The sequence below is a fragment of the Pseudomonas sp. Con_6 genome (genome assembly GCF_059379395.1).
The window spans coordinates 3,899,638-3,923,749 of the sequence record NZ_CM182011.1 but is presented as its reverse complement, the minus strand read 5'-3'; the positions used below and the strand labels follow the sequence as shown (position 1 = coordinate 3,923,749).

Below are 24,112 nucleotides of genomic sequence, written 5' to 3'. Positions count from 1 at the left end.
TCCAAGCCAGGGCCCCGCCGCAAAACCTAGCATGTCATCGACCGCTTCCAATAACGACAACAGCGATACGGTGATGACATGAATACCCAGGCTTACGACTACATAGTCGTGGGTGGCGGGGCAGGTGGCTGCGTAGTGGCCGCCCGCCTCAGCGAAGATCCGCGCAACCAGGTGCTGCTCATCGAGGAAGGACCTGACGACCAGAACCTGTTCATCCGCATGAACGGCGGCTACTTCAGGATGATGGGCACCGAGCGCACCCGTACCTACCATGCCGAACCGTCCCGGCATGTGGCCGGGCGTCCGATCCAGATCATGCAGGCCCGCACCCTTGGTGGCGGGCATTCGATCAACGCCATGCTGTATATCCGCGGCCAGCGCGAGGACTACGACGGCTGGGCGGCGGCCGGCTGCGAGGGCTGGTCGTTCGACGAGGTGCTGCCGTTCTTCCGCAAGGCCGAGGGCAATCGTCGCTTCGCCGGCGAGCTGCATGGCAACGACGGCCCGCTGGTGGTATCCGACAACCCCCATCGCGATCCGCTCAGCGAGGCCTTCGTCAAGGCCGCGCAGCAGACCCTGGACGATGACGGCCAGCCATTCACCTACAACGACGACTTCAACGGCGAGCGCCAGCACGGCTTCGGCTACTACCAGATCACCAGTCAGCGCGGCGAGCGCGGCAGTTCTGCGCGGACGTACCTCAAGGCAGCGCAAGCGAGACCCAACCTGACCGTGCAGACCGGCACCGCGGTCTCCCGCGTGCTGATCGAAGACCTGCGCGCGGCCGGGGTCGTCGTCAGCCGTAATGGCGAGGAACAGGTTATCCGCGCCCGTCGCGAGGTGATCCTCTGCGCCGGCACCCTGGTCACGCCCAAGCTGCTCATGCTCTCCGGCATCGGGCCGGCGGAGCACCTGCGTGAGCAGGGGATCGAACCACTGGTGGACCTGCCCGGCGTCGGCGAGAACTTCCAGGATCACCTGGTGGCGCCGGTGGACGGCAAGCTCAAGGAACCCATCAGCCTGCTGGGCCAGGACAAGGGCCTCAACGCCCTGCGCCACGGCCTGGAATGGAGCCTGTTCCGCACTGGCATCCTCAGTTCCTGCCTGGTCGAGGCCGGCGGCTTCATGGACCTGGATGGCGATGGCCGCCCGGAAATCCAGATCCATACCCTGGCCATGGCCTCCACCGCCTGGGGCAAGCTGGCCGCTGGTGAGCCCGCGCATGGCTACTCCGTGGCGCCGTGCTGCCTCACCAGCCACTCACGTGGTCGCATTCGCCTGCGCAGCAGCAACCCGCAGGACCCACCGCTGATCGATGCGAATTTCCTCAGCGACCCGCGCGATGTGCGCAACCTGATGAACGGGGTGCGGGTCGCCCGGCGCTTCCTGCGCGCACCGGCACTGGCACGGTTCGTCGATGGCGAGCTGATGCCGGGCAGGGCGGTGGACGACGATGACACCGCGCTGGAGGCCTATGTCCGGGCCCATGCGCAGAACGCCTTCCACCCCGTCGGCACCTGCGCCATGGGCAGCGGCGCCGATGCGGTGGTCGATCCTCAGCTCAGGGTCCGCGGCATCCAGGGCCTGCGCGTCGCCGATGCCTCGGTGATGCCGGTCATCGTGCGCGGCAACACCACGGCGCCCACGGTGATGATCGCCGAGCGGGCGGCGGCATTCATTCGCCAACCCATCCACTGACCGAGGACACCCATCACCCACGATCACGCCTTGCCCCACGCTTCGACCCAGACCAACAAGAACAACATCCTGCATTCAGCGGCCCGATCCGCTGAAGGAGCACTGCATCATGCACAACAACCCACCGGGGCTTCCCGGCCATCTGCAAGGCATTCCCGTCACGCGGATCTTTATCGCCGCCTTCATCACCCAGTTCTGCATGGGCTTCGAGGTGCTGTTGCGGCTCAATGCCGCCAGCCCGATCAAGCATGATTTCTTCGACGCCACCAACCCGCTGACCTCCGGCGCCATGATCGGCGAGGTGCTCGGGGTGCTGTTCCTCGGCTTCGCCATCGCCAACTTCTGCATGGCGCCGCTGGTGGATGCCATCGGCCTGCGCCGTACCCATGTGCTCAGTGTGCTGCTGTATCTGGCCGGCACCGCCACGCTGGTGTCGGCCTCTCCGGAGTCGGCCTGGGCCTGGCAGTTGCTCTGGGGCGGTTCGCTGCTCCAGGGACTGGCCTGGGGCTCACTCGAAGCGGCCTTGAATCCGCTGGTGGTGACCCTCTATCCCACCCGCAAGGTGCTCAAGCTCAACCTGTTCCATGCCGCCTTCGCCCTGGGGATGCTGGTCGCGGCGCCGGCGTGTGTGATGGTGGAGACCTTCGCCCTGGGCTGGAAAGTCCAGCTGGCGCTGGTGGCCATCCCGGCACTGCTCGCCCTCGTGCTGATTTCCCGGGTCAAGTACCCGCCCAGCGAACGGGTGGCCCAGGGTGTGTCGTTCACCGGCATGTTCCGCCATACCCTGACCCGGCCGGCGTTCTACCTGTTCCTCTGCGCCATGTTCCTCACCTCCGCCACGGAGCTGGTGCCCAGTAGCTGGATCGACCTGACCCTGACCCGGATCGTCGGCATCCAGGGCTTCTGGCTGGTGGCGTTCATTTACACGGTGCAGATCGTCGTGCGCCTGTTCACCGGGGTGATGTATCGGCATATCGGCTCCAGCGGGATCCTGTTCTTCGGTTGCGCCTTCGCGTTTGCCGGCCTGTCCCTGTTGAGCCAGGCGACGAGCCCGGGCACGGGGCTGTTCGCCGCGCTGCTGTTCGGCATGGGCACCAGCGTGCTGTGGCCGACCATGCTGGCCAGCACCTCGGAGCGCTTTCCCCAGGGCGGCTCGCTGGCGATCGGCATCACCGCGTCCGCCGGCATGCTCTCCACCTACGTGCTGATGCCGGCGTTCGGCACCTTGTTCGACCAGGCGAAGATCGCCAGTGCCGGCGGCAGCGCCGCGTTCGAGGCGCTCAAGGAGGGCTCGCCTGCACATGACCAGGTCATGGTCGACGCGGCCGGATCGATCTTCCACAGCGCGTCGTTCCTGCCGCTGATCGTCGTGGTGTTCTTTGCCGGTGCCTGGCTCTACGACCACCGCCGCAAACGCCGCGCCAATGCTCCTCGCAGTTTCGTCGTCGAGAGCTGACGGCCCGCGCATTTCCTCGGCTTCATCAACCTGTCGTCGAACGGGTTGGCACCCTGGTGCCAGCCACGGCGACGGCCTGTCCCACAAAAACAATAAAAGTGCCCAATGAACAACACACTCCTCAAGGTTTCCGGCGTCGCTCTCCTGTTGTCCCTTTCCATCCCTGCACAGGCCGCTGGCGACGCCATGGCCCGGGACTACATCGCCGCCCCGGCAGGCGTGGACCTTGCCGTGGGCTACTACACCCACAAACAGGCCAACACCTACGTGGCGAATGGCAAGGACATCGGCGCGGACTTTTCTTCCGACCTGCTGATTGCTCGCTACGTGCACTTCATGGAAGTCGGCGGGATGATCATCGACCCGCAGATCATCCTGCCCATGGGCCAGCTCAACGTGAACCTGCCCGGCGCGCTGGATGACCGGCGCAGCAGCATGGGCGACATGATCCTGCTCAGTTCGTTCTGGTTCGTGAACGACCCGGCCAGCAAGACCTGGATCGCCTTCACCCCCTACGTCACCGTGCCCACCGGCAACTACAACGACGAGCGTCCGGGCACCAGCCTGGGCAGCAATCGCTGGAGCTACACCGCCGAGTTCGGCATGACCAAGGGCTTTGGCGAGAACACCACGGTGGACCTGATCGCCGCCGTGGACTTCTTCGGGCGCAACGACGACTACCTCGGACAGACCCAGAAGAAGGACAAGGTCTGGAGTGCCCAGGCCATCTATGCCTACAACCTGACCCCGACGCTATGGGCCTCGGCCAAGTACACCTGGGCCAGCGGCGGCGAGACGGAGTTGGGCGGCGTCGACCAGGACGACCGCTCGAAGGTGCAGACCGTGGCCTTCGGCCTGGCCAAGCAACTGACCCGGCAGGACAACGTGCAGGTCGAGTACATCCAGGACATCAAGGTCGACAACGCCTTCGAGACCCGCGGTGCCCGGGTGCGCTTCGTTCACGCGTTCTGAGCAACACAACGTGCCCCCGCCTGGCGGGGGCATTTCTCTTTGAACCACCGCAAAGGAGCGGGTCGGGATGTTTACCATCGCATTTCTCTTTCGCCGCAAGCCCGGCCTCGATCGCGAGGCCTTCGATACCCTCTACGAAGCCCATCGCGAAGTCATGATCCGTGAGGCCCGTGGCCTGGTCAGCTATGTGCAATGCCCGGCCAGCGCCGTGGCGCAGATCGGCGGTATCGCCTGCAATGCCGGCCCCACGGTGTATGACGCGCTGTCGATCTACACCTACCTCAGCGAGGAGGATGCCGCGCACACCACGCGGCTGGCCGCGGTGGCGGCCGACAGCGAGCGCTTCATCGATTTCGACAGCATGATCACCCTGGCCGTGACGCCCCGGACGGTGTACCCGGGCTGAGGCTCAGGGCTTGAGCAGGATGCTGCCCGTGGCTTCCCGCGATGCCAGGCGCGCATAGGCCGCCGCGTGGTCTTCAAGGGCGTAGCGGCTGTCGATCAGCGGCCGCAGCAGGCCCTTGGCGACGAAGCCGTGGATCGCGGTGAAGGCCGCCGCTACGTCCTCGTCGGTTTCCAGCCAGGCGTCGTAGCCGAGGATGCGCTTTTCCTCGATCACCAGGTCGGCTACGTCGATGCTTGCGGACATGCCGCCGACGAAGCCGATCGAGACCAGGGCGCCACGGGGCCGCAGCGCGCGCACCAATTGACCCAGCAACTCACCGCCGACCGGGTCGAAGGCCAGGTCGGCACCTTGGCCATCGGTGGCCGCCAGGACTCCTTCCTTCAACGATTCGCTGGACAGGTCGATCACCCTGGCCGCGCCGGAGCGCAGGGCATATGGCACCTTCCGCGTGCTGGAAACAATGCCGACGGGTACCGCTCCAAGAGCCCGGGCGGTCTGCACCAGCGCATGACCAAGCGCACCGGAGGCGCCCGACACCAGCACCCGCTGGCCCGGCTTCACCTGGCCGGCGCGGGTCAGTGCCTGGTAGGCCGTGACGTAGTTGATGGGCAGGGCCGCGCCTTCGTCGAGGTCGATGTTGTCCGGCAGTTCGAAGAGGCGCTTGTCCTCGATCACAGCCCATTGCTGCTGCAGGCCATCCTCGCGGATGCCCAACTGTGCGCCGCCGTAGATCGCCACCGGCGTGCCGCGCGGGAAGCGGGCGCTGTCCTCTATAACGCCGGCACCGTCGTTGCTCAGCACCACGGGGGCCATGGCAGCCGCAACGATGCCCGAGCGCACCAGGCTGGACAGTGGGTTGACCGTGGCGGCATGGATTTTCACCAGGCTATGGCCGGACTTGAGGGTTGGCATGGGACGGTCTTCGAGAGTCATTTCGGCGGGAGCGCCGAAGCGAGTCGCTACGAGTGCTTTCATCGTGGTTTCCTGAGGGGGAGAAACGGCAAGGCGCTCCTGGGAGCGCCTTGAGGAGGGAGGTCTGTGCGGATTCAGCGCTGCGGATTACCCAGCAATGGCAAGCGCGCCAGCATGTTCTTCATCGCCAGCGCATCCCATGGCAGGTGCTCGGCGATACCGATACCCACCACATCGACGGCGGCGGCGACATCGGCGAGCAGGCGGATGACCTGTTCCATGGTCATCTTTCCCTGGGCCACGCCGTCATAGGTGTCAGTTGCGATGTTCGGCTCGGCGAAGAGCAGGGAGCGGAACAGGGTCGGGTCCAGTACATCGAGGTCGAGGTGGATTGCCAGGTACCGGGCGCCGGTCTCGCGCAGCCATTGCAGCACCGGCTCGCTGCTGTGGGCCAGGTCCGCCGGGCCGGCACTGCGCAGGCCCAGGCGTTGCAAGGTCGCGGTTTCCACCGGCAGGGTCTGCTGCAATCCGGCGTACATGACGTTGGCAGGCTTCAGCGGCCGCTGCACCGCCTCGGTGAACGCGCCGTCGCCTTCGCCCAGCAGGTTGCCGAGGACCATGGCGTGGGCGTGACGGAAGTCGGCGGGGGTCATCACATCCGGGTGGGCGTCCACCCAGAGCACGGCGAGATCACCGTCATAGCGCTCGTTCAGGTAGGCGAAGGGCGCCAGGTCCACCAGGCAGTCGCCACCGAGCACCACCAGGCGGTCGGGCTGGTGCCGGTCGATCAGTCGGCGGGCATCGTGTAACTGCCGTAGCAGCGCCGAGCGGCCGACGATGCCGTCTTCCAGGGGCAATGGCTGCTGGTCGGGCTCGATCACCGGCACGTGCTCGACCGGGCCGTCGGCGGCGGGCGCCAGCCAGGCGAGCAATTGCGCGCCGAAGAAGTAGGGCGGGTTGTTGCCGCCTTGCCATTGGGGAAACAGCAGGCGCAGGGTCTTGTCCTGGGGAGTGCTCATCAGGTCACCATCGGGTAGCGGTTGAAAGCTGGGCGTTCATGCTGCGCGATGGGGCGGGTGGCCGCTTTGTCGTGCCGGCCAATGGTTGTGCTGGCGTCGCCAGTTGGCGCTCAGGCGCCGTTCAGCAGCTGTTGCGGGGTGATGCCGTAGGCCTGTTTGAAGGCTTTGCTGAAGTGCGAGAGGTTGCTGAAGCCGCAGCTCAGCGCCGCCACGCTGACCTGCTGGAAACGCCCGCTGACCAGCCCGGCGTGGCTCGCTGCCAGGCGCTGTTGCCAGAGCCAGCGCATGACGGTGGAATCCTCTGCCGCGAAGATCCGGCTCAGGCTACGCGACGACAGGTGGTTCGCTGCGGCGATGCTGTCCACGCTCAGGTCGGTGCGGGCCAGGTTGGCCAGGAGGAAGTGCTTGACCCGTTCTACCTGCTGTTCATGGCGTCGTTCGGTCGCCGACCCTTGGGTGCCGAACGCGGCCTCGTAGGCGCCCGAGAGGACGTCGAGCAATGCGCCGTTGAGTCGTTCGCTGATGGCCGGCGAGGTTTCCTGGCTGTTGCAGGTCTCCACCAGTGTGCGGGCGAGGCCGGCCAGGGGCGTGTGGCTTTCCAGGGTGCGGTTGAGGTACCGCTCGACATCGGGGATGTGCTGCAGCATCAACGCCCGTGGTACGCCCAGCACGATCTGGTCGTCGCCCTTGGGAAAGGATGCGGTGAAGGGGCGGGCACTGTCGTACAGGACGATATCCCCCGGCCCTTGCCTGGACAGCCGGTCGCCCTGCTGCACATGGGCTTCGCTGCAGAAACTCAGGGAGACGAAGAACGAGTCGATGGCGTCATCGCGCCGCTGGCGGGCGTACTCGACGGGCAGCGAGCGGATCCGCGAGAAGGTCACGCCGCCTTTGGTCACCGAGGTCAGCGAACCGTCGAAACAGTCGTCGCTCAGTTGCCGGTTGATGGAGGGGACGAATTGGGCGGCAATGACGTCCTGCCAGTAGTCGAAGCGTTCCCTGGCGCCGAGATCAGGGGTGGGGAAGAGGAGGGTCATGGCGGGATACGCGAGAGAGAGGGCTCGGTGGGCACGATATCAGGTACGGGTGGGGTTGGGGTACTTGTGGCCGCTTCGCTCCCAATCGCGGCGGTCCGGCGTCCCGGTGAATCCCCACACCGTCCCTGCTAAATCAATGAGTGATGTGTTGTGCCATCAACGGCAAAGCAGGTTACAGCGTAGCCTTCACCTGCAACCCCACCACCAGCGCATTGTCGATATCAGTCCCGGAGAACGCCCCCGGCTCCATGATGTACTGCACATCCGGCCGCAGCACCAGCCACGGCGTGGCCTGGTAGCCATAGCTCAGCTCCACCAGGCGCTCGGCATTGCCCAGGCTCGGGAACTCCTCGCCATTGGCCAGCGCGGCGTTTTCCTGGACCTCGCGGCTGCGCGGGTTGGGCACGGCGCGGCCGAAACCAAGCGCCACGGTATCAGCCGGACGGCTGGCGAACGGCTGCTTGAGCACCACCCCAACGCTGTACCACTTGCTGAACGGCGACGCCGCCGAACTGGCCGCCGAGGCCTGGCCGAACACATGCAGTTGCTGCCCCGGCAGGTCGCCGGCCTGCCACACGGCCTGGTCCAGCAGCAGGTAGTGACCGCCACGGCCGGCGACCTCGTCGTCGCTGCCGATGCGCTTGGCGTCGGAGCTGTCGTAGTACCAGCCGACCTTGTACTCGCCCGGTAGCCCGTCGAGCTTCTTGTAGATCAACTCCACCGGCACCACGGTCCCGGTCTTGTGCTTGGGCGTGACATGCCAGGCGCGACTGGAGTTGCCGTTGCTTTCCGGGTCCACGGCAAAGGCCGCCACGCGCAGCTGCCAGGCCGGGTCGAAGCTGTACTTCAGCCGCACGCCAAGCCGCGCATTGGGGTAGTTGGTCCAGCCGCTGCCGCCGGACATGTTCAGCGGATGCCCGCAGAAACCGGCGTTCATGAAGTTGCACAGGATGCCGCTGTCGAGGCCGCCCAGATCGTTGCCCATGGCCATGTAGCCGAGCTTGACGTCCAGCGCGGGGGTGAACAGCGTGCGCTCGTAGCTGAGTTCGGTAAGGCGGGTGTACAGGCCGCCGTAGTTTTCCTGCAACGGCAGGCGGTTGCCCACCAGGTCGCCGGAGCCGTCGTTGCCACGACGGTCGTTGACGGTCAGCTGGACCACGCCGGCATTCTCGCTCTGCAGCAGTTTCTCCAGGTCGAAACGCACGCCAAGCTTGAGGTTCTGCGAGTAACGCGCCGAGCGCTTGAGGCCGCCGTCGGCGTTGTACACGGTCTCGCCGCTGTAGTCGCCGGTGAAGCGGATGCCGTCGGCATCGAGCTGGTGGCGCAGGCCGCCCCAGTCACCGGTCAGGGTCGAGTCGTCGAAGGAGGCGGCGCAGGCGAGGGCAGGTGTCAGGCAAGCGCCCAGCAGCGCCAGGGGAAGGTAACGCGGGTAAACAGGCATGTCGGTATTTCCGGGATAAAGCGAGCGCCCGCCGCGAAGGCGGGCGCTGGAGGGGATCAAGGCAGGGCGTAGGCGATCACGTAGTCACCGCGATCGGTGGACTGGCGGGCACCACCGGCGGTGATGACCACGTACTGCTTGCCGGTCTTCGGCGACACGTAGGTCATCGGGCCGCCCTGGCTGCCGACTGGCAGGCGGGCTTTCCAGATTTCCTTGCCGTTGCCACTGTCGAAGGCGCGCAGGTAGAAGTCCTGGGTACCGGCGATGAACACCAGGCCACCCTGGGTCGACAGGGTGCCACCGAGGGTCGGCAGGCCGATCGGCAGTGGCAGGTGCATGCGGATGCCCAGGGGACCGGTGTCTTCCACGGTACCCACCGGCACCTGCCAGGCGACCTGGCGGGTTTTCATATCGATGGCGGTCAGGGTGCCGTACGGCGGCGCCTGGCACGGAATGCCGGCCACCGACAGGAAGCGGTTCTTGTTCACCGCATACGGCGTGCCTTTCAGCGGTACCGCGCCCATGCCGGTGTTCAGCGCCTCGCCACCACCGGCGGCCTGGCCCTTGTTCGCCGACGGGATCATCTGGATCCACAGGCCCAGGCGCATGTCGTTGACGAAGATGAAGCCATGCACCGGATCGGTGGACAGGCTGCCCCAGTTCATGCCGCCCAGGGAGCCCGGGAAGCTCAGCGACAGGTCGGTGCCCGGCGCGGTGTACAGGCCGTCGTAGCGCATCTTCTTGAAGTCGATGCGGCACAGCAGTTGGTCATACGGGGTGGCGCCCCACATGTCCGACTCGGTCAGGGTCTGTGCGCCGATCTGCGGCATGCCCACGGATTTGGGCTGGGTTGGCGAGTACTGCTCGTTGGGGATACCCGCGGCCTTGACCGGGACTTCCTCGACCTTGGTCAGCGGCTGGCCGGTGGCGCGGTCGAGCACGAAGATCTGCCCGGCCTTGGTACCGATCACCAGGGCGGGCACGGTGTTGCCGTCGTCCTTGGTGAAATCGATCAGGCTTGGCTGCATCGGCAGGTCGAAGTCCCAGAGGTCGTTGTGCACGGTCTGGTAGACCCACTTCTCGGCGCCGGTGCTGGCGTCGACGGCCAGCACCGAGGCGCCGTACTTGTGGTTCAGCGCGGTGCGCTCGGCACCGTAGATGTCGGTGGACGAGCTGCCCATCGGCAGGAACACGGTGTTCATCGCCGCGTCGTAGGACATCGGCGCCCAACTGTTGGGCGTGCTGCGCACGTAGGTGCTGCCGTCGGCCGGCAACTGCTTGTCTTGCGGGTTGCCCGGATCGAAGGCCCAGCGCATGGCGCCGGTGATGACGTCGAAGCCGCGGATCACGCCGCCGGGCATGTCGGTCTGTACGTTGTCGGCGACACGCCCGCCGACCACCACGGTGGTGCCGGCCATCAGCGGAGCCGAGGACAGCTGGTAGTAGGAATCCGGTACGTCACCGAGGCCGGCTTTCAGGTCGACCTGGCCGTTGTTGCCGAAGCCCTGGCAGAACTCGCCGGTATCGGCGTCTACCGCGATCAGGCGAGCGTCGATGGTGTTGGTCAGCAGGCGACGCTGGCAGTTGGCGCCGGCCGGTACGACGGCGGCGATCACCGCCGAGCTGTTCGGCTGGCTTGGCTGCACCACCGGCTGGGTGGCGTCGAAATAGGCCATGCCACGGCAACGCTGCCAGACCTTGGACTGGGCGTTGATCTCGTTCTTCCAAAGCTGCTTGCCGCTGTCGGCGTCGAGGGCGATCAGGTTGTTGTGCGGGGTGCAGATGAACACCTTGTTGCCGATCTGCAGCGGGGTCAGCTGGTCTTCCGCGCCGTTGCCGTCGCTGAGGGCGACGTCACCGGTGTGGTAGGTCCAGGCCACTTGCAGCTTGCCTACGGTGTCGCGGTTGATCTGGTCCAGCGCGGCGAAGCGGCTGCCGCCCTCGGTGTTGCCGTAGTGGGCCCAGTCCTTCTGCGCGTTGGCCGGATCGACCTTGGTCAGGCCAGGGCCCTTGCCGGTGGCCGGCACGCTCGGGTGGGGGAGGAACATGTTGACCACCGCCACGACCACGGCGATCGCCAGCACCCCGGCGATGCCGTAGGCACCGCGACCGGCGCTGGCGCCTGCGGCGCGCTTGAGCGTCGGGTAGACCAGGGCCACCACCACACCGATCACGCTGAACATGAACAGGCGCGAGAACATCGGCCAGAAGCTGCGGTCGGTGTCGGCCAGGGCCCAGACGGCGGTGCCGACCAGGAAGGCCGCGTACAGCCAGGCACCGGCCGGCTTGCGCAGGGCGATCAGGATGCCGGCGATGGCCATGGCGGCGCCGCCGATCAGGAAGTACCAACTGCCGCCCAGGGTGGTCAGGCGGATGCCGCCTGCGGCCAGGAGCAGGCCGAGCAGGGCGACGATCACGCCCAGCCCGATCAGGATGAATTTGCTTAGGCCAGAGGCCTGAGGTTGAGGGGTCATGCCAGGTATCTCGCTGTGTGAATGCGGAAGCGATTATACGCTTAGCTAGCTAATTAACCAGATAGTTCAAAGGTCGAATGTGAAAAAGCCGACGGGGATTGTCGGGATTTTCTGGATTGAGCGTAGCTCGTGAATGCCGCGAGCTCCTTGTGAACGGGGGCTGTTACCGGGATACCGCGATGCACGCTTTCAGGGCGCGTAGTGGGCGATTCGGTAGCACCGGGTTGTGCGCCGCCTGTGCGTCCTGCACCGGCTTTTCTGGCCTTTTCCATCCGTATCAATCGCTTGCCTGTCATTCGAATGAACTGGCACACATCCTGCTTTTTCGTATCCATGGATAATTGGATACAAAAATACAAAAGGTGATTCTTCATGCAATTCGCCCCCGTTTACGTCGAACGCCAGCCGCAGACCGCCGAGGAAGAGGCCTACAACTTTCTTCTCGAAGCCATCTGCTGCGGCCGCTACCGCAAGGGTGACCGCCTGATCGCCGAGGACATCGCCAGCGAGATCGGCATGAGCCGCATGCCGGTACGCGAGGCGTTCCGCCGTCTCGATGCCCAAGGGCTGGTGACGCTGCGGCCCAACCGCGGTGCGGTGGTCAGTGGCCTGGATATCGAGGAACTGCATGAAGTGTTCGAGATGCGCAGTGCGCTCGAAGGGCTGGCGGTGCGGGTGGCCGTGCCGCGCATTGGCGAGCGTCAGCTGGCCGCACTGGAACGCATGCTCGACGAGATGGACGACTACCGCGACGAGTCGGCGCAGTGGGTCCGCCGCCACCGCGCCTTCCACGAATACCTGTGCAGCCTCAGCGGCCGGCCGCGGCTGATGAAACAGATTTCCGCGCTGTACTCGCTGGTCGAGGCGCCGATGCGCCTGTGGTTGCAGCACGGTGACAAACCCCTCAGCGCCCGTGAGGAACATGCGGTGATCCTCGATGCGATCCGCTCCGGTGATGCGGCGCAGGCCGAAGCCGTGGTGCGCGAGCATATCGAGGGGACCGTTCCTGCGCTGATCCAGTTTCTGCAATCGGAAAAATAGAGGCGGGTCCGAACCCGCCCAAGTGTTGACTTTGAATCCTGCCGTTACCTAACGAAGTGGAGTGTCTGGTCATGCATTTACGTCGCGCCTTGCTGGTCGCTGTTTCCCTCGCCTGCTGCACCCAATGGGCCGCCGCCGCGCCCACGGTGCCGGATCGCCTGAAGACAGCCGAGAAACTCACCTACTGCTCGGGGATGGACTCGCCGCCCCTGGTTTCCTTCGACGAAGCCCAGAAGCCCCGCGGCCTGACCGTCGACCTCGGCCTGGAAATCGCCAGGCGCCTGGACAACAAACAGGTGCAATGGCGGGTGATCCCGTTCTCCGGCCTGGTCCCGGCGCTGCTGGCCGGGCAGTGCGACATGATCGTCGACCAACTGTTCGACAAGCCCGAGCGGCGCCAGGTCATCGATATCGTCAACTACATGTATTCCAGCCAGGCGGTGGTGGTGCCCAAGGGCAATCCCAAGTCCCTCAAGACCCTCGACGACCTCTCCGGACACAGGGTGGCGGTGCTCAACGGCTCCACCATCAAGACCCTGCTCGACGCCCACAACGAATCCCTGGCCAAGGCCGGCAAGCCACCGATGAAGGTGGTGGTCTACAACACCGACACCGACGCCTTCCAGGCCCTGCGCATCAACCAGGTGGACGCCTACGGCACCACCGTGGAAACCGCCGGCTACTACGCCGCCATGGCCCCGGACCTGTTCGAGGAAGGCGTGCCGGCCTTCAGCCGCATCCTCACTGGCCTGGGCATGCGCAAGGACGACCCGCAACTGACCGCCGCCGTGCAGCAGATCATCGACGCCATGCGCGCCGACGGCAGCTACGCCCGGCTGTTGAGTACCTGGCACGTCAGCAGCGACACCCTGGATTGAGGGATATGACCGATGAACTTCAACTGGGACGTGTTCTGGCAATACCTGCTGCAACCCAGCGGCGTGTACCTCACCGGACTGTGGCTGACCTGCCTGATCAGCGTGCTGGCCATGGCCTTGGGCTGCGTGCTGGGGCTGGCGGCGGCGCTGCTGCGGCTGTCGACCAATCCGCTGCTGCAATGGCCGGTGCGCTTCTACGTATGGCTGATGCGCGGCACACCGCTGCTGGTGCAGATCGTCTTTCTCTACACCGCCCTGGCGGCGGGCGGGATCTTCCGTTTCGAGGACATCCAGCTGTTCGGCCTGGTGGTGCCGGGCAATATCCAGGCGGCGATCATTGCCCTGGGCCTCAATGAAGGCGCCTACATGTCCGAGATCATCCGTGCCGGCATCGGCGCGGTGGACAAGGGCCAGTACGAGGCCGGGCGTTCCCTGGGCATGACCTTCGGCAAGCTGATGCGGCGCATTGTGCTGCCCCAGGCCTTCCGCGTGATCGTTCCGCCGATCGGCAACGAGTTCAACGTGATGCTGAAGAACACCACCCTGGTCAGCGTGATCGGCGTGCAGGAGCTGCTGCTCAGCACCCAGATGGTCACCTCGGCGACCTTCCGCGTGTTCGAGCTGTACCTGGTGGTCGCCATCTACTTCCTGCTGCTCACCACCCTGTGGGGCTTCTTCCAGCGCTGGCTGGAAAACCGCTTCGGCCAGTCCGACCGGCCTTCCGCGCCACCACCGGCGGCCAGCCGCATGTTCGGCCGTGGCACCCTGAAACTGCTGAGAGGACGCTGAGATGGCACAGAAAAGCGAAGAACTGGTCATCGAGGCACTGGGCATCCACAAGTCCTTCGGCGCCTTGCAGATACTCAAGGGCGTATCGCTGCAGGTGCGCCGTGGCGAAGTGGTGGTGCTGATCGGCGCTTCCGGCTCGGGCAAGACCACCTTCATCCGCTGCATCAACCTGCTGGAAGACATCCAGGGCGGGCGCATCCGCGTCAACGGCCACGCCATGGGCTACCGCGAGCGTGCCGACGGCAGCCTGGTGCGCGACTCCGAACGCAATATCGCCCGCCAGCGCCGCGACATCGGCATGGTCTTCCAGCGCTTCAACCTGTTCCCGCACATGACCGCCCTGGAAAACATCATCGAAGCGCCGACCCAGGTCCTAGGCGTCTCCCGCGCCGAAGCGCTGGAGCAGGCCCGGCGCCTGCTGGCGCGGGTCGGCCTGGCGGACAAGGGCGACCACTACCCGTCGATGCTCTCTGGCGGCCAGCAACAGCGCGTGGCCATCGCCCGCGCCCTGGCGATGAAGCCCCAGGCCATGCTCTTCGACGAACCCACCAGCGCCCTCGACCCGGAGATCGTCGGCGAGGTGCTGCAGGTGATGAAGGAGCTGGCCGAGGAGGGCATGACCATGGTCGTGGTCACCCACGAAATGGGCTTCGCCAAGGAGGTCGCCGACCGCGTCGTCGTCCTCGACCAGGGCGAGCTGATCGAGCAGGGCCCGCCGGAACAGATCTTCAACCACCCCAGCCATCCGCGTACCCGGGCGTTTCTCAGCCGCGTGCTTTGATCCTTCGAAGGAATCCGTCATGCGTTCAACGAGTCTGTTCACGGCGCTGTGCTGCGCCATTGTCATGCCCGCGGTGCAGGCCGCCGGGGAAGTGAAGGTGTACAACTGGTCCGACTACATCGGCCCGGACACCCTGGCGCAGTTCGAGAAGGACAGCGCCATCAAGGTCCGCTACGACGTCTTCGACACCAACGAAATGCTCGAAGCCAAGCTGCTCTCCGGGCATTCCGGCTACGACGTGGTGGTGCCGTCCAGCCAGTTCCTTTCCAAGCAGATCCGCGCCGGCGCTTACCAGCCGCTGCAACGCGAACTGCTGCCACACTGGAACCACCTCGACCCACGGCTGATGCAACGCCTGGAAGCCGCCGACCCCGGCAACCGCTACGCCGTGCCCTACATGTGGGGCACCGTGGGCGTCGGCTACAACGAAGCCAAGGTCCGCGCCGTGCTCGGCAAGGACGCGGTGCTGGATTCCTGGGCCATGGTCTTCGAGCCCGGCAACCTGGAAAAGCTCAAGGGCTGCGGCGTCGCCTTCCTCGACGCGCCGGTGAAGATCATTCCCCAGGTCATGCTCTACCTCGGCCTGGACCCCAACAGCACCCGCCCCGAGGACTACAAGCAAGCCTCGAAACGGCTGATGCAACTGCGCCCCTCGGTGACCTACTTCAACTCCTCGAAGTACACCGCCGACCTCGCCAACGGCGATATCTGCGTCGCCATCGGCTACTCCGGCGACGTCATGCAGGCCCAGACCCGCGCGCGAGAAAGCGGCAAGGCCATCGACATCCGCTACCTGATGCCCAAGGAAGGCGTGAACCTCTGGTTCGACATGCTCGCCATCCCCAAGGACGCCGGCAATGTCGGCAACGCCCATGCCCTGATCGACTACCTGCTGCGCCCCGACGTGATCGCCCCGGTCAGCGACTACGTCGGCTACGCCAACGCCAACAAGGACGCCACGGCGCTGATGGACCCCAAGGTCAGCGGCAACCCGGGCATCTACCCCGGTGATGACGTCATCGCCCACACCTTCGTCTCCGCCGACCTGCCGGAAAACATCCAGCGCCTGATGACCCGGGAATGGAACCGGGTCAAGTCGGGCCAATGAATCCCTGAGTAGAAGAGAGCCAGTCATGTTGAAATTTTCCGCTCACGAATATCCCTATCCTTCCCAGCGCCAGGTGGTCTATGCCCGGCGCGGCATGGTCGCCACCTCGCAGCCGCTGTCGGCCCAGGCGGGAATCGAGATCATGCAGAAGGGGGGCAACGCCATCGACGCCGCCATCGCCACGGCCGCGGCGGCGACGGTGGTGGAGCCGACCGGTTGTGGCATTGGTGGTGACGCCTTTGCCCTGGTCTGGACCCAGAACAAGCTGCACGGCCTCGCTGGCAATGGACAAGCGCCAGCGGCCTTGAGTATCGAAGCGGTCAAGGCGGCTGGGCATGGGGAGATGCCGTTGTACGGCTGGACGCCGGTGACGGTGCCGGGGTGCCCGTCGGCCTGGGCCGAGTTGTCCGCGCGGTTTGGCAAGTTGCCGTTCGCCGAGTTGCTGCAGCCGGCGATTCGGCTGGCGCGGGAAGGGTTTCCGGTGTCGCCGGTGGTTGCGCATCAGTGGCAGGTGGCGTTCAACGAGTTTTCGCCGCATCGGGATGGGGTGCTGGAAGCGTGGTTCGAGACCTTCCTGATTGATGGGCGGGTGCCGCAGCCTGGGGAGATGTTCCGCAATCCTACGCAGGCCGAGACCCTTGAGGAATTGGCAGCGACCCGGTGTGAGAGTTTCTATCGCGGGGCGATCGCTGAACGGCTCGATGCCCACTCGCGTGCTACTGGCGGTTACCTGCGGGCCAGTGATTTGCAGGACTACCGCGCGCAATGGGTGGATCCGATCCATATCAACTATCGCGGGGTGGATGTCTGGCAAATCCCGCCGAGCGGGCAGGGTCTGGTGGCGTTGATGGCGCTGAAGATCCTCGAAGGGTTCCAGTTCGATCATCGGGATAGCCAGCAGACCTGGCACCGGCAACTGGAGGCGATGAAGCTGGCGTATAGCGATGGGCTGCACTACATCACCGATCCGGCGCATATGCGGGTGGCGGTGGAGGCGCTGCTCAGCGATGACTATGCGCGGCGGCGGCGAGCGCAGATCGGCGAGCAGGCGCAGGCGCCGAAGCCCGGGGATCCTCATGCAAGTGGCACGGTGTACCTGGCCACGGCGGATGGGGAGGGGAACATGGTTTCGTTTATCCAGAGCAACTATCACGGGTTCGGGTCGGGGACGGTGCTGCCCAACAGTGGGATCGCTTTGCAGAATCGGGGGCAGGAATTCAGCCTGGATTCGGCGCATGTGAATTGCCTGGTGCCAGGGAAGAAGACCTTTCACACAATCATTCCCGGGTTCCTGACCAAGGACGGGGAAGCGCTGGGGCCGTTTGGGGTGATGGGGGGGTATATGCAGCCGCAGGGGCATGTGCAGATGGTGATGAATATGGTGGATTTCGGGTTGAACCCGCAGGCGGCCCTGGATGCGCCACGGTGGCAGTGGCTTGGGGGGATGAAGGTGGGGGTGGAGCAGGGGGCTTCGCGGGATTTGGTGAATGCGTTGGTAAGGCGGGGGCATGAGGTGGTTGTGGTTAGTGATCTTACGGAGTATGGGCGGGGGCAGATTATTTTGCGGGATGGGGGGAGTGGGGTTTTGTGTGGGGGGGTGGAGCCGAGGGCGGATTCTTGTGTTGGGGGGTGGTGAGGTAGACAGAGAGCAGACCGCTTAGATCTGCTCTTTTTTTCAGGTAATCCGATATGCATACTACGCACCTAAGTTTGAAGTAGAACCTCAAAAAAGACTTGTCTGAGAAGGTTTTTTGGATAGTAGTTCTTCCGGAACTCCCTCTGTACCACCTATCAAGAATGGGCTTTGCGGGTCATGTCGTTGGCGTTGAGTTATGGTTTTTTCGTGATCGAACGTGGCATAGCAATAAGAGCACCCATGTAGGCAAGTGTTATAAATGCCGATGTCCACACTTTTAATGCACCCGCACGCAGGGCGCTGCCCGGAGTCCTTTGCTGCTTTTGCGTTGATGTTAAATAGAGTCTTTAGACGCTGGTCGTCGATGCACTTCCCATGGGGAATGCCAATCGTAGTTAGATCTATGTCTTCGGCGCAGCTTTGAATCTGCATGCCATAATTTTGTGCCGTTTTACACATGAAGTCTGCCAGAGTGAACAGCTGGTTTTGCTGCTCTAACAAGTCGGAGCAAATCAAATTAGGGACTTTCGCAAGATTTATGCTTGTCTTCTTGTAGAAGTCAGCAAAGCTGATTACCACGCAATCTGTACGGCCAGCCAGCATTCCGGCGATTTTGCTGAAAAGGCGCATGTGCTCATCGATATCTACAAGGTTTGACAATAGAATAGGATCATATCGCCATATTACCCTGCCAAAACCAATCCGCTCACTCAAGTCAATAAACGTTTTGATGGCATCAATAGGTCTGGGTACTGATCGCTCGATTGAGCGTGGATACCCCGTTATTGTATATTGAAAATAATAGCGAAACCCTTTTTTATCTAACGCATCAAGCGTCTCTGTGAAGTTTTTGGGGTTTCTTGTCCAGAAAACTATAGCTTCTACATCTTGCGGTTCTAAAGAAATCTGGGAGATTTGATGGTAGTTAAAGGGGTTGCGAGTCAATAAAAAACCTTGCTCAATACGGTTTCTAAACCAGTCAGAATAAAATGCCGGTATGTCAGTGCGACGGCTCGCGCTGATAATCATGGCCGAGAGTACTCCAAAAGATTAAAATCCATGAATCGGTTGGTCATGACGGGGCGCTTTACAACACCACAACTAGAGCATCTCGGAAATTTCCCCTGTTGAGAACAGCTAATGAAATACTCTTCAGGGTAATTGAAGTCTGAACAAACTTTTTTCAGACCGTCACCGAACTCATCACCAAGCCAGCGTGAGCCGCCTACATCATCGCTAGTTTTAAATCCGGCGCTGGTTAGTTTGTCATGAACTAATTGAAAGTACCCTGCGTTTTCTGACTTTGTCTCGCTCCCATTGGAGACGTAAGAATTTAAAAAGAATATCCGTTTCTTGGTTGTGGAAGAAATTACGTTTGCGAGGTGTTCTAGGCCGCCACCGGCTTGAATGTCCCCAATTGATTTGGGGAAGAAGAATACATCGATATCATCTAAGTCTCCATTCTTGAAGCTGTCTGTCGTGAAGTGATTGAAGGAGAAGTTAGATCCCGTGGTTCGAGGGATTAGTTTTTTCTGCGTCCATTTAAAGATGTCGTAACCTACATAGTCAAAGGCTATGCCTTCTAAGTTGTCTTGAAGTGCAAAATAATCTGCGCAGATGCCGCAGCCAAAAGACGCAACAGTAATTTTCTGTTGATGGTTTTTTAGGCGGTCATTTAGTTCTTCGGCCAGTACGCAGTACTCAAGATAGTAAGCCGGGAAGTATCTAAGAGTGTAAAGTTTCTGGTAAGACCATCTTTTGTAGTTGTGTCCTTCAGGGCTTGTCCCTGAAATTTCACACCATGTGCTTCTGTTTTCTTCAAATGAGACGTGGAAGCTGTCAAGTAGGCTGACTACAAAATTCCCATCATAGTTCATGATTTCACTTCTCCTTGTGTATACGGAGAATGCAAAATACATCAATAGATGACAGAAAGCCACTATCGTAAATCTTTGTATTTGCTAACGATTATCGATAGGTTTAAGCCTTGGTTGTGTTCCCGTGTCTCACATGCAGGTGGATTAGGGATATTCTCCTAATTGCCTATATGAGAAAGCTCCAGTCTTTGTTACTCAATTCTGTAATGTTTGTTTTTAGGCTGGCTCTTAGCACAGTGAGGTGCCATTTTACGGTCCATCGACTCCTAGGCACTGTACGAAAAGAGATGTCGTAAACACCGCCGGCAGCAGGCCAATGTGACCATGGCCGCATAACTTGTTGCGAGCTTGCAGTAACGCGTGGCCAGTCGGCGGTGCTCTTTCAACCAGCCAAATAGGCGCTCGATGACGTTGCGCTCTCGGTACTTTGGCTTATCGAATAACCGCGGTAGACCGGGCTTCGGCTTGCGCTTCATGATTCGGTAAGGGATGACAGGCTGCATGCGATAGCGATCGCAATACTTCCTGAGCGATTCAGCGTCGTAACCCTTGTCAGCTACGAGTTTGCGGCACCGCTTGCGAGGTCTGCCCCAGCCGGTAGACACCTGGACACCATCAAGTAGCGGTTGGGCATGGGAGATGTCGCTGGCTTGTCCACCAGATAGAGTGAAGTGCAAAGGCACACCTCGGGCGTCGCAGACCATGTGAATTTTCGTTGTTAACCCTGCGCGACTTCGCCCAAGCGGGTAGTCCGCTGGTTCTTCCGCCCCCCTTTTTGGCCTGCTCCAGATGAGGCCCGGGTCGCTTTGACTGCCGTTGAGTCAATGCACCAGGTATCCAGATCGATCAGCCCTTGTGCATTGAGTCTGACGTGCATTCGCTTGAGCATCTTGTTGAACGTGCCCTGATTTCGCCAATCCCGAAATCGCTGGTAAACCGTGGACCAGGGGCCATATCGCTCAGGCATGTCTCGCCAGGTTGCGCCGGAGCAAAGCACCCAGAACACGCCGTTAAGCATCAATCGGTCATCGGTACGCGGGCGCCCCGTGCGGCGGGGCGTATTGAAGAGGTCTGCGACCAGCTCCCAGTCGGCGTCGGAGATTTCGTATCGCTGTTTGGGCATGGCAGAGCTCCGCGCTGAAAAGGCAGAACTCTACGGAAACTCAGGCGGACTGGGGCGTTGGCGGAATTTCAAAGGTTTTCATACAGAGCCTAGGCTTCGATCTCCACATAACTCGACTCGCCACCGCCCGTGGCGCCCGACAACCAGCCCCAGACAAAGCTCAACGTCGTACGCCCGGCTTCATCGCTCCCCACCGTGCCACGCGACCAACCGGCAAGCATTTCGCCTTCCATGGTCAGGCACTGGAACAGCAGCTCGATCGTATCCGGCCCCGTTACCCGGCCCACCTGGTTGCCGATGCGGATCCGCCCGCCCTGGTAGGCGCTGGAAATCCCGTCCCCATCGACCAGGTAATGGAACACTGTGCCCGTGCCGGAGAGGCCGCTGGCATTGGCGGCGACGGCGAAGCGGCGGTTGTGCAGGCGCTGGTGGAGCGGGGTGGCGTCAACGTTCATGGGGACATTCCTTGGTGGCCCGGACTGGGCCGCCGATACTACGCTACGCAGTGCGTCATAGGTTTGCCGTCTCGATTTTCCTGAAGGCGGCTTCGAAGGCGTCTCGCTTCGCCTGCGCTGTGCCCACCGGTCTCTTGCCGAAACAGCAGAACAGCATGCTGAAGAAGCCGGGAGAGGCCGGGATTCCCGCCTGGCTGTAGGCTGTGACGAACTCCTTCATCAACCTGACCCGGGTTGCTCCCGAAGGGTGGGTCTCCACCGCTGGCCCGAGGATGTTCGGCATCAGGTCGATGTTGGCATGCACCGATGCCCACAGTTCAGGAAGCCAGTCGATCAGCACCTTGGTCGCGATGAGGTCAGCCCAGGCTTCATGTTTCTTGCGCGAGATGCCTTCGGCTTGCGGGCAGTGGGTGCCCTGTTTCTCGTGCTCCCGGTAGACGACGCCGTGGGCCGTCTCGTGGGCGATGGCGAACCTGACGAAGTAGTCGGATTGCTGGCAGGCACCCTGGGTCAGGCCGACGATACCGACGCCGCCAGTACCGTCGATGTCTGCGCTGTTGTCGACAAAGAAATACGGGACGTCGATGTTGGGATATTCCCGCGTGAATGCTGGTAGTACGCGATTGTTGAAGAGGTCTGTCGCTTCCTGCTCGTTCATTTCCCGCCTCCCTCGCGAGTGGATCGCCTGCTTGCTGTCATATTGCCATTGGTCAGGCGCAAGAGAGGTTGGCAGCGCTTTGGCGATTTGCCAGACGGGGGCGCCAGGTATCAAGCGTTGGGACGCAGCCCTCCATCAATAGCCCGACGCAGCCTTTTGGATTTCGTGTCTAGCCTGTTTCAACGCGTCATCAGGTACTCCGCCACCGCCGCGTAGGCCGGCAACGACGTGACATCGTTCGCCGCATTCGCCGCCACCGGATGACTGGCAAACCGCGCAATCACCATTTCCGCCTTCGGATCGATATACAACGACTGCCCGAACACCCCCCGCGCCATGAACGCCCCGTGCTCGTTATGGCTGTGCCACCACATATCCCGATAGCTCCAGCCCTTCAGCAGCGGATACCCCGCATTGACGAACGCCTCCCGGCTGCCGCCCCGGCGGATATCGTCGATGGCCGCCTTGGGCAAAACCTGCTGGCCGTTGTAGCGACCGTCGTCGCGGATCATCTCGCCGAAGCGGGCCAGGTCGCGCAGGCCGGCATTCAAACCGCCGCCGGCGAACGGCGTGCCGGTGGAATCCACGGTCATGTAGGCGTCCTGCTCGGCGCCGAGCTTGCTCCAGATCCGTTCGCTGAGCAGTTGCGCGACATTCTTGCCGCTGGCCCGCGCAATCACCCAGCCAAGGGCGTCGGCGTTGGCGGTGCGGTAATGGAAGGCTTCGCCGTGAACGCCTTCGGCCTGCACAGTCTGCAGGAATTCGTAGTAGGAACGCGGGCCGGTGTAGTCCTTGGGCTTGGGCAACGGATTGCCGGCAGCGGCGTGGGCCCAGACCTCGGCCTTGGGATCGGCGTAGTTCTCGCTGAAGCGGATGCCGGTGGTCATGTCCATCAACTGCCGCACCGTGGCGCTGCCGAAGGCCGATTTGCCCAGCTCAGGTACGTACTCGACCACCCTGCGCTCGGGGTCCAGTTTTCCTTCGGCCACCAGGGCGGCGGCGAGGGTGCCGGTGAAGGTCTTGGTGATCGACATACCGGCATGCTGGCCCTGCGGCGTGAGCACGCCGAAGTAGCGCTCGTACACCACCCGGCCCTTGTGCAACACGACGATGCCGTCGGTGTAGTTGGCCTGCAGCGCGTCTTGCCAGGTCATCGGCGTGGTGCCACCGAGTGGCGTGAAACTGACCTTGTCGATCCCGGCATCCGTCGCGGACTCCAGCGGTGACGGGGCGCCCAGGCCGCGGGAAACGTTGATGGTGGGCATCAGCTGGCGGAAGTTGGCGACGCTCCAGCGCATCTGCGGGAAGCGGAAGTAGCTGCCGTCGTCGAAGCGGATCTGGCGGTCGGGTGGCGGGGGTGAGCCGACCATCCAGGCCATCTTCGCCGGGTCGCTGTCTTGTGCGTTGGGGTATGTCTGGTTGCTGAAGGCGCTGGCGGACATGGTCAATCCGGTGCAGACGAGGGAAACGGTAACGACACGGTGTATCCGGTTCTGTTTCATGACCCAACTCCCATTCAACTGACTTTGCATGGCTGTCGTAGGTGCGAGGCTTGCCCGCGAAGGACCGCACAGCGGTCCCGGACCTCACTGGCATCTGGGACCGCTAGCGCGGTCCTTCGCAGGCAAGCCAGCTCCTACAGGTTGGGCATGGTACGGCCTGGCATCATCCTGAAATACAGCCATTCGGATTAGATTTGGCCGCGAGCCAATGCAACACTCGAAGCCAGCTCCAAGGTCAGTGAAAGGCAGGCGCTCATTGGCATGCACATTGTCCCATCACCTGCTATATAAACTCCCGGCGCGCAATGGTCATGCCATTCGCGATCCCCCATGAATTGGCTGATCGCCCGTTCCGGGGCAAGGATGCCCAGGGCAACGACCAGTCGGAATGCAATAAAGCCAACAGGGAGCGTTGCCCGTGATGAACCCCATCGATGAACAAACCCGTCCACGCACCTTGAGTGAACTGCTCGAACGCGAAGCCGTGCTGGTGGCCGAGATCACCTCCATGCGCCAACAGATCAAGGCCGCGCGATATCACGCCCATGTGCAGCGCGAGCGGGTGGATCCCGACTGGATGCACCGGATCCATTTCGCGATGATCGCGCGTCGCAAGGAACTCGCCGGGCTGCGGGTCGAGCGGGTCAGCGAGCAGCGCCGCCTGAAGGATGCCCGGCATCAGCAGGAGATCGACATGCGCCTTTCCTTGCAGGCTGCCTTCGTGCGCCAGGCCAAGCGGCTGCTATCGAAGAAGGTCTACGGAGAAATCAAGGCGGCCGCGCGTCAGGCGTATTTAACGCAGTGACAACCCGCTGAAATCCTTGGGCCTACAACTATTGCACGGCCTGG

General features: G+C 62.8%; 22 protein-coding genes. 11 read left to right on the top strand and 11 right to left on the bottom strand.

The window, feature by feature from the left end; genetic code table 11:
* The first annotated feature begins 78 nt into the window (after window positions 1-78).
* From AC5QPF_RS17425 to AC5QPF_RS17410, 4 genes are all read left to right on the top strand, one after another.
* Complete coding sequence (locus tag AC5QPF_RS17425) at window positions 79-1,698, top strand: GMC family oxidoreductase N-terminal domain-containing protein (RefSeq protein ID WP_494959078.1); 1,620 nt, start codon at window positions 79-81, stop codon at window positions 1,696-1,698.
* 109 nt (window positions 1,699-1,807) lie between these two features.
* Window positions 1,808-3,154 carry an MFS transporter gene (locus tag AC5QPF_RS17420; RefSeq protein WP_494959077.1) on the top strand — a complete coding sequence of 449 codons (1,347 nt, stop codon included), beginning with the start codon at window positions 1,808-1,810 and terminating at the stop codon, window positions 3,152-3,154.
* Between the two features lie 105 nt (window positions 3,155-3,259).
* A complete protein-coding gene (locus AC5QPF_RS17415; protein WP_494959076.1) occupies window positions 3,260-4,126 on the top strand; it encodes a transporter in 867 nt (288 codons plus the stop codon).
* A gap of 67 nt (window positions 4,127-4,193) precedes the next feature.
* On the top strand, window positions 4,194-4,532 hold the full coding sequence (locus AC5QPF_RS17410) for an EthD domain-containing protein (protein WP_494959075.1): 339 nt from the start codon (window positions 4,194-4,196) through the stop codon (window positions 4,530-4,532).
* A gap of 3 nt (window positions 4,533-4,535) precedes the next feature.
* Here AC5QPF_RS17410 and AC5QPF_RS17405 read toward each other — a convergent pair whose 3' ends face one another.
* The 5 genes from AC5QPF_RS17405 to AC5QPF_RS17385 form a co-directional block, all read right to left on the bottom strand.
* A complete protein-coding gene (locus AC5QPF_RS17405) occupies window positions 4,536-5,507 on the bottom strand; it encodes a zinc-binding dehydrogenase (protein ID WP_494959074.1) in 972 nt (323 codons plus the stop codon).
* A gap of 71 nt (window positions 5,508-5,578) precedes the next feature.
* Window positions 5,579-6,463 carry an arginase family protein gene (locus AC5QPF_RS17400; protein ID WP_494959073.1) on the bottom strand — a complete coding sequence of 295 codons (885 nt, stop codon included), beginning with the start codon at window positions 6,461-6,463 and terminating at the stop codon, window positions 5,579-5,581.
* Window positions 6,464-6,573: 110 nt separating this feature from the next.
* On the bottom strand, window positions 6,574-7,500 hold the full coding sequence (locus AC5QPF_RS17395) for a helix-turn-helix domain-containing protein (RefSeq protein WP_494959072.1): 927 nt from the start codon (window positions 7,498-7,500) through the stop codon (window positions 6,574-6,576).
* 172 nt (window positions 7,501-7,672) lie between these two features.
* Window positions 7,673-8,941, bottom strand: a complete 1,269-nt coding sequence (locus AC5QPF_RS17390; protein ID WP_494959071.1) for a carbohydrate porin — start codon at window positions 8,939-8,941, stop codon at window positions 7,673-7,675.
* Window positions 8,942-8,997: 56 nt separating this feature from the next.
* Window positions 8,998-11,415: a membrane-bound PQQ-dependent dehydrogenase, glucose/quinate/shikimate family gene (locus AC5QPF_RS17385; RefSeq protein WP_494959070.1), complete on the bottom strand. Its 2,418-nt coding sequence runs from the start codon at window positions 11,413-11,415 to the stop codon at window positions 8,998-9,000.
* 372 nt (window positions 11,416-11,787) lie between these two features.
* Here AC5QPF_RS17385 and AC5QPF_RS17380 point away from each other — a divergent pair, with 372 nt between their 5' ends.
* The 6 genes from AC5QPF_RS17380 to AC5QPF_RS17355 all read left to right on the top strand — a co-directional run bounded on the left by AC5QPF_RS17380 (window position 11,788) and on the right by AC5QPF_RS17355 (window position 17,648).
* Window positions 11,788-12,456, top strand: a complete 669-nt coding sequence (locus tag AC5QPF_RS17380; protein WP_494959069.1) for an FCD domain-containing protein — start codon at window positions 11,788-11,790, stop codon at window positions 12,454-12,456.
* Window positions 12,457-12,527: 71 nt separating this feature from the next.
* Entirely contained in the window at window positions 12,528-13,334 is an 807-nt protein-coding gene (locus AC5QPF_RS17375) for a transporter substrate-binding domain-containing protein (RefSeq protein WP_494959068.1), read from the top strand.
* Window positions 13,335-13,346: 12 nt separating this feature from the next.
* Window positions 13,347-14,123 carry an ABC transporter permease subunit gene (locus AC5QPF_RS17370; RefSeq protein ID WP_494959067.1) on the top strand — a complete coding sequence of 259 codons (777 nt, stop codon included), beginning with the start codon at window positions 13,347-13,349 and terminating at the stop codon, window positions 14,121-14,123.
* Between the two features lies 1 nt (window position 14,124).
* Window positions 14,125-14,904 (top strand): ATP-binding cassette domain-containing protein, encoded by a 780-nt coding sequence (locus AC5QPF_RS17365; RefSeq protein WP_494959066.1) that lies wholly within the window; start codon window positions 14,125-14,127, stop codon window positions 14,902-14,904.
* Window positions 14,905-14,923: 19 nt separating this feature from the next.
* Window positions 14,924-16,012 (top strand): extracellular solute-binding protein, encoded by a 1,089-nt coding sequence (locus AC5QPF_RS17360; RefSeq protein WP_494959065.1) that lies wholly within the window; start codon window positions 14,924-14,926, stop codon window positions 16,010-16,012.
* Window positions 16,013-16,037: 25 nt separating this feature from the next.
* A complete protein-coding gene (locus AC5QPF_RS17355; RefSeq protein WP_494959064.1) occupies window positions 16,038-17,648 on the top strand; it encodes a gamma-glutamyltransferase in 1,611 nt (536 codons plus the stop codon).
* Window positions 17,649-17,735: 87 nt separating this feature from the next.
* On the opposite strand, the gene AC5QPF_RS17350 is transcribed toward AC5QPF_RS17355, so the two are convergent.
* The 6 genes from AC5QPF_RS17350 to AC5QPF_RS17325 all read right to left on the bottom strand — a co-directional run bounded on the left by AC5QPF_RS17350 (window position 17,736) and on the right by AC5QPF_RS17325 (window position 23,203).
* The gene (locus AC5QPF_RS17350) at window positions 17,736-18,677 is read right to left on the bottom strand and encodes a DUF1848 family protein (RefSeq protein WP_494959063.1); all 942 of its coding nucleotides are present in this window, start codon (window positions 18,675-18,677) and stop codon (window positions 17,736-17,738) included.
* Window positions 18,674-19,525, bottom strand: a complete 852-nt coding sequence (locus AC5QPF_RS17345; protein WP_494959062.1) for a hypothetical protein — start codon at window positions 19,523-19,525, stop codon at window positions 18,674-18,676. Before AC5QPF_RS17345 ends, AC5QPF_RS17350 begins: the two co-directional genes overlap by 4 nt.
* Before the next feature lie 266 nt (window positions 19,526-19,791).
* A protein-coding gene (locus tag AC5QPF_RS17340) for an IS5 family transposase (RefSeq protein ID WP_494959061.1) occupies window positions 19,792-20,648 on the bottom strand; the annotation gives its coding sequence in 2 pieces (ribosomal slippage) (window positions 19,792-20,301 and window positions 20,304-20,648; 855 coding nt in all).
* 89 nt (window positions 20,649-20,737) lie between these two features.
* A complete protein-coding gene (locus AC5QPF_RS17335; protein ID WP_494959060.1) occupies window positions 20,738-21,103 on the bottom strand; it encodes an avidin-fold protein in 366 nt (121 codons plus the stop codon).
* A 55-nt stretch (window positions 21,104-21,158) separates the two neighbouring features.
* A complete protein-coding gene (locus tag AC5QPF_RS17330; protein WP_494959059.1) occupies window positions 21,159-21,761 on the bottom strand; it encodes a hypothetical protein in 603 nt (200 codons plus the stop codon).
* Between the two features lie 179 nt (window positions 21,762-21,940).
* Window positions 21,941-23,203, bottom strand: coding sequence for a serine hydrolase (locus AC5QPF_RS17325; protein WP_494959058.1), 1,263 nt, complete (start codon window positions 23,201-23,203; stop codon window positions 21,941-21,943).
* 478 nt (window positions 23,204-23,681) lie between these two features.
* Here AC5QPF_RS17325 and AC5QPF_RS17320 point away from each other — a divergent pair, with 478 nt between their 5' ends.
* Window positions 23,682-24,068, top strand: a complete 387-nt coding sequence (locus AC5QPF_RS17320) for a hypothetical protein (RefSeq protein WP_494959057.1) — start codon at window positions 23,682-23,684, stop codon at window positions 24,066-24,068.
* Window positions 24,069-24,112: the final 44 nt, after the last annotated feature.

Coding starts and splice junctions, on each gene's coding strand:
- AC5QPF_RS17325 (WP_494959058.1), bottom strand. CDS start 23,203: ATGTCCGCCAGCGCCTTCAGCAACCAGACATACCCCAACGCACAAGAC.
- AC5QPF_RS17415 (WP_494959076.1), top strand. CDS start 3,260: ATGAACAACACACTCCTCAAGGTTTCCGGCGTCGCTCTCCTGTTGTCC.
- AC5QPF_RS17365 (WP_494959066.1), top strand. CDS start 14,125: ATGGCACAGAAAAGCGAAGAACTGGTCATCGAGGCACTGGGCATCCAC.
- AC5QPF_RS17355 (WP_494959064.1), top strand. CDS start 16,038: ATGTTGAAATTTTCCGCTCACGAATATCCCTATCCTTCCCAGCGCCAG.
- AC5QPF_RS17330 (WP_494959059.1), bottom strand. CDS start 21,761: ATGAACGAGCAGGAAGCGACAGACCTCTTCAACAATCGCGTACTACCA.
- AC5QPF_RS17360 (WP_494959065.1), top strand. CDS start 14,924: ATGCGTTCAACGAGTCTGTTCACGGCGCTGTGCTGCGCCATTGTCATG.
- AC5QPF_RS17370 (WP_494959067.1), top strand. CDS start 13,347: ATGAACTTCAACTGGGACGTGTTCTGGCAATACCTGCTGCAACCCAGC.
- AC5QPF_RS17410 (WP_494959075.1), top strand. CDS start 4,194: ATGTTTACCATCGCATTTCTCTTTCGCCGCAAGCCCGGCCTCGATCGC.
- AC5QPF_RS17400 (WP_494959073.1), bottom strand. CDS start 6,463: ATGAGCACTCCCCAGGACAAGACCCTGCGCCTGCTGTTTCCCCAATGG.
- AC5QPF_RS17350 (WP_494959063.1), bottom strand. CDS start 18,677: ATGATTATCAGCGCGAGCCGTCGCACTGACATACCGGCATTTTATTCT.
- AC5QPF_RS17395 (WP_494959072.1), bottom strand. CDS start 7,500: ATGACCCTCCTCTTCCCCACCCCTGATCTCGGCGCCAGGGAACGCTTC.
- AC5QPF_RS17420 (WP_494959077.1), top strand. CDS start 1,808: ATGCACAACAACCCACCGGGGCTTCCCGGCCATCTGCAAGGCATTCCC.
- AC5QPF_RS17335 (WP_494959060.1), bottom strand. CDS start 21,103: ATGAACGTTGACGCCACCCCGCTCCACCAGCGCCTGCACAACCGCCGC.
- AC5QPF_RS17405 (WP_494959074.1), bottom strand. CDS start 5,507: ATGAAAGCACTCGTAGCGACTCGCTTCGGCGCTCCCGCCGAAATGACT.
- AC5QPF_RS17380 (WP_494959069.1), top strand. CDS start 11,788: ATGCAATTCGCCCCCGTTTACGTCGAACGCCAGCCGCAGACCGCCGAG.
- AC5QPF_RS17345 (WP_494959062.1), bottom strand. CDS start 19,525: ATGAACTATGATGGGAATTTTGTAGTCAGCCTACTTGACAGCTTCCAC.
- AC5QPF_RS17425 (WP_494959078.1), top strand. CDS start 79: ATGAATACCCAGGCTTACGACTACATAGTCGTGGGTGGCGGGGCAGGT.
- AC5QPF_RS17375 (WP_494959068.1), top strand. CDS start 12,528: ATGCATTTACGTCGCGCCTTGCTGGTCGCTGTTTCCCTCGCCTGCTGC.
- AC5QPF_RS17390 (WP_494959071.1), bottom strand. CDS start 8,941: ATGCCTGTTTACCCGCGTTACCTTCCCCTGGCGCTGCTGGGCGCTTGC.
- AC5QPF_RS17385 (WP_494959070.1), bottom strand. CDS start 11,415: ATGACCCCTCAACCTCAGGCCTCTGGCCTAAGCAAATTCATCCTGATC.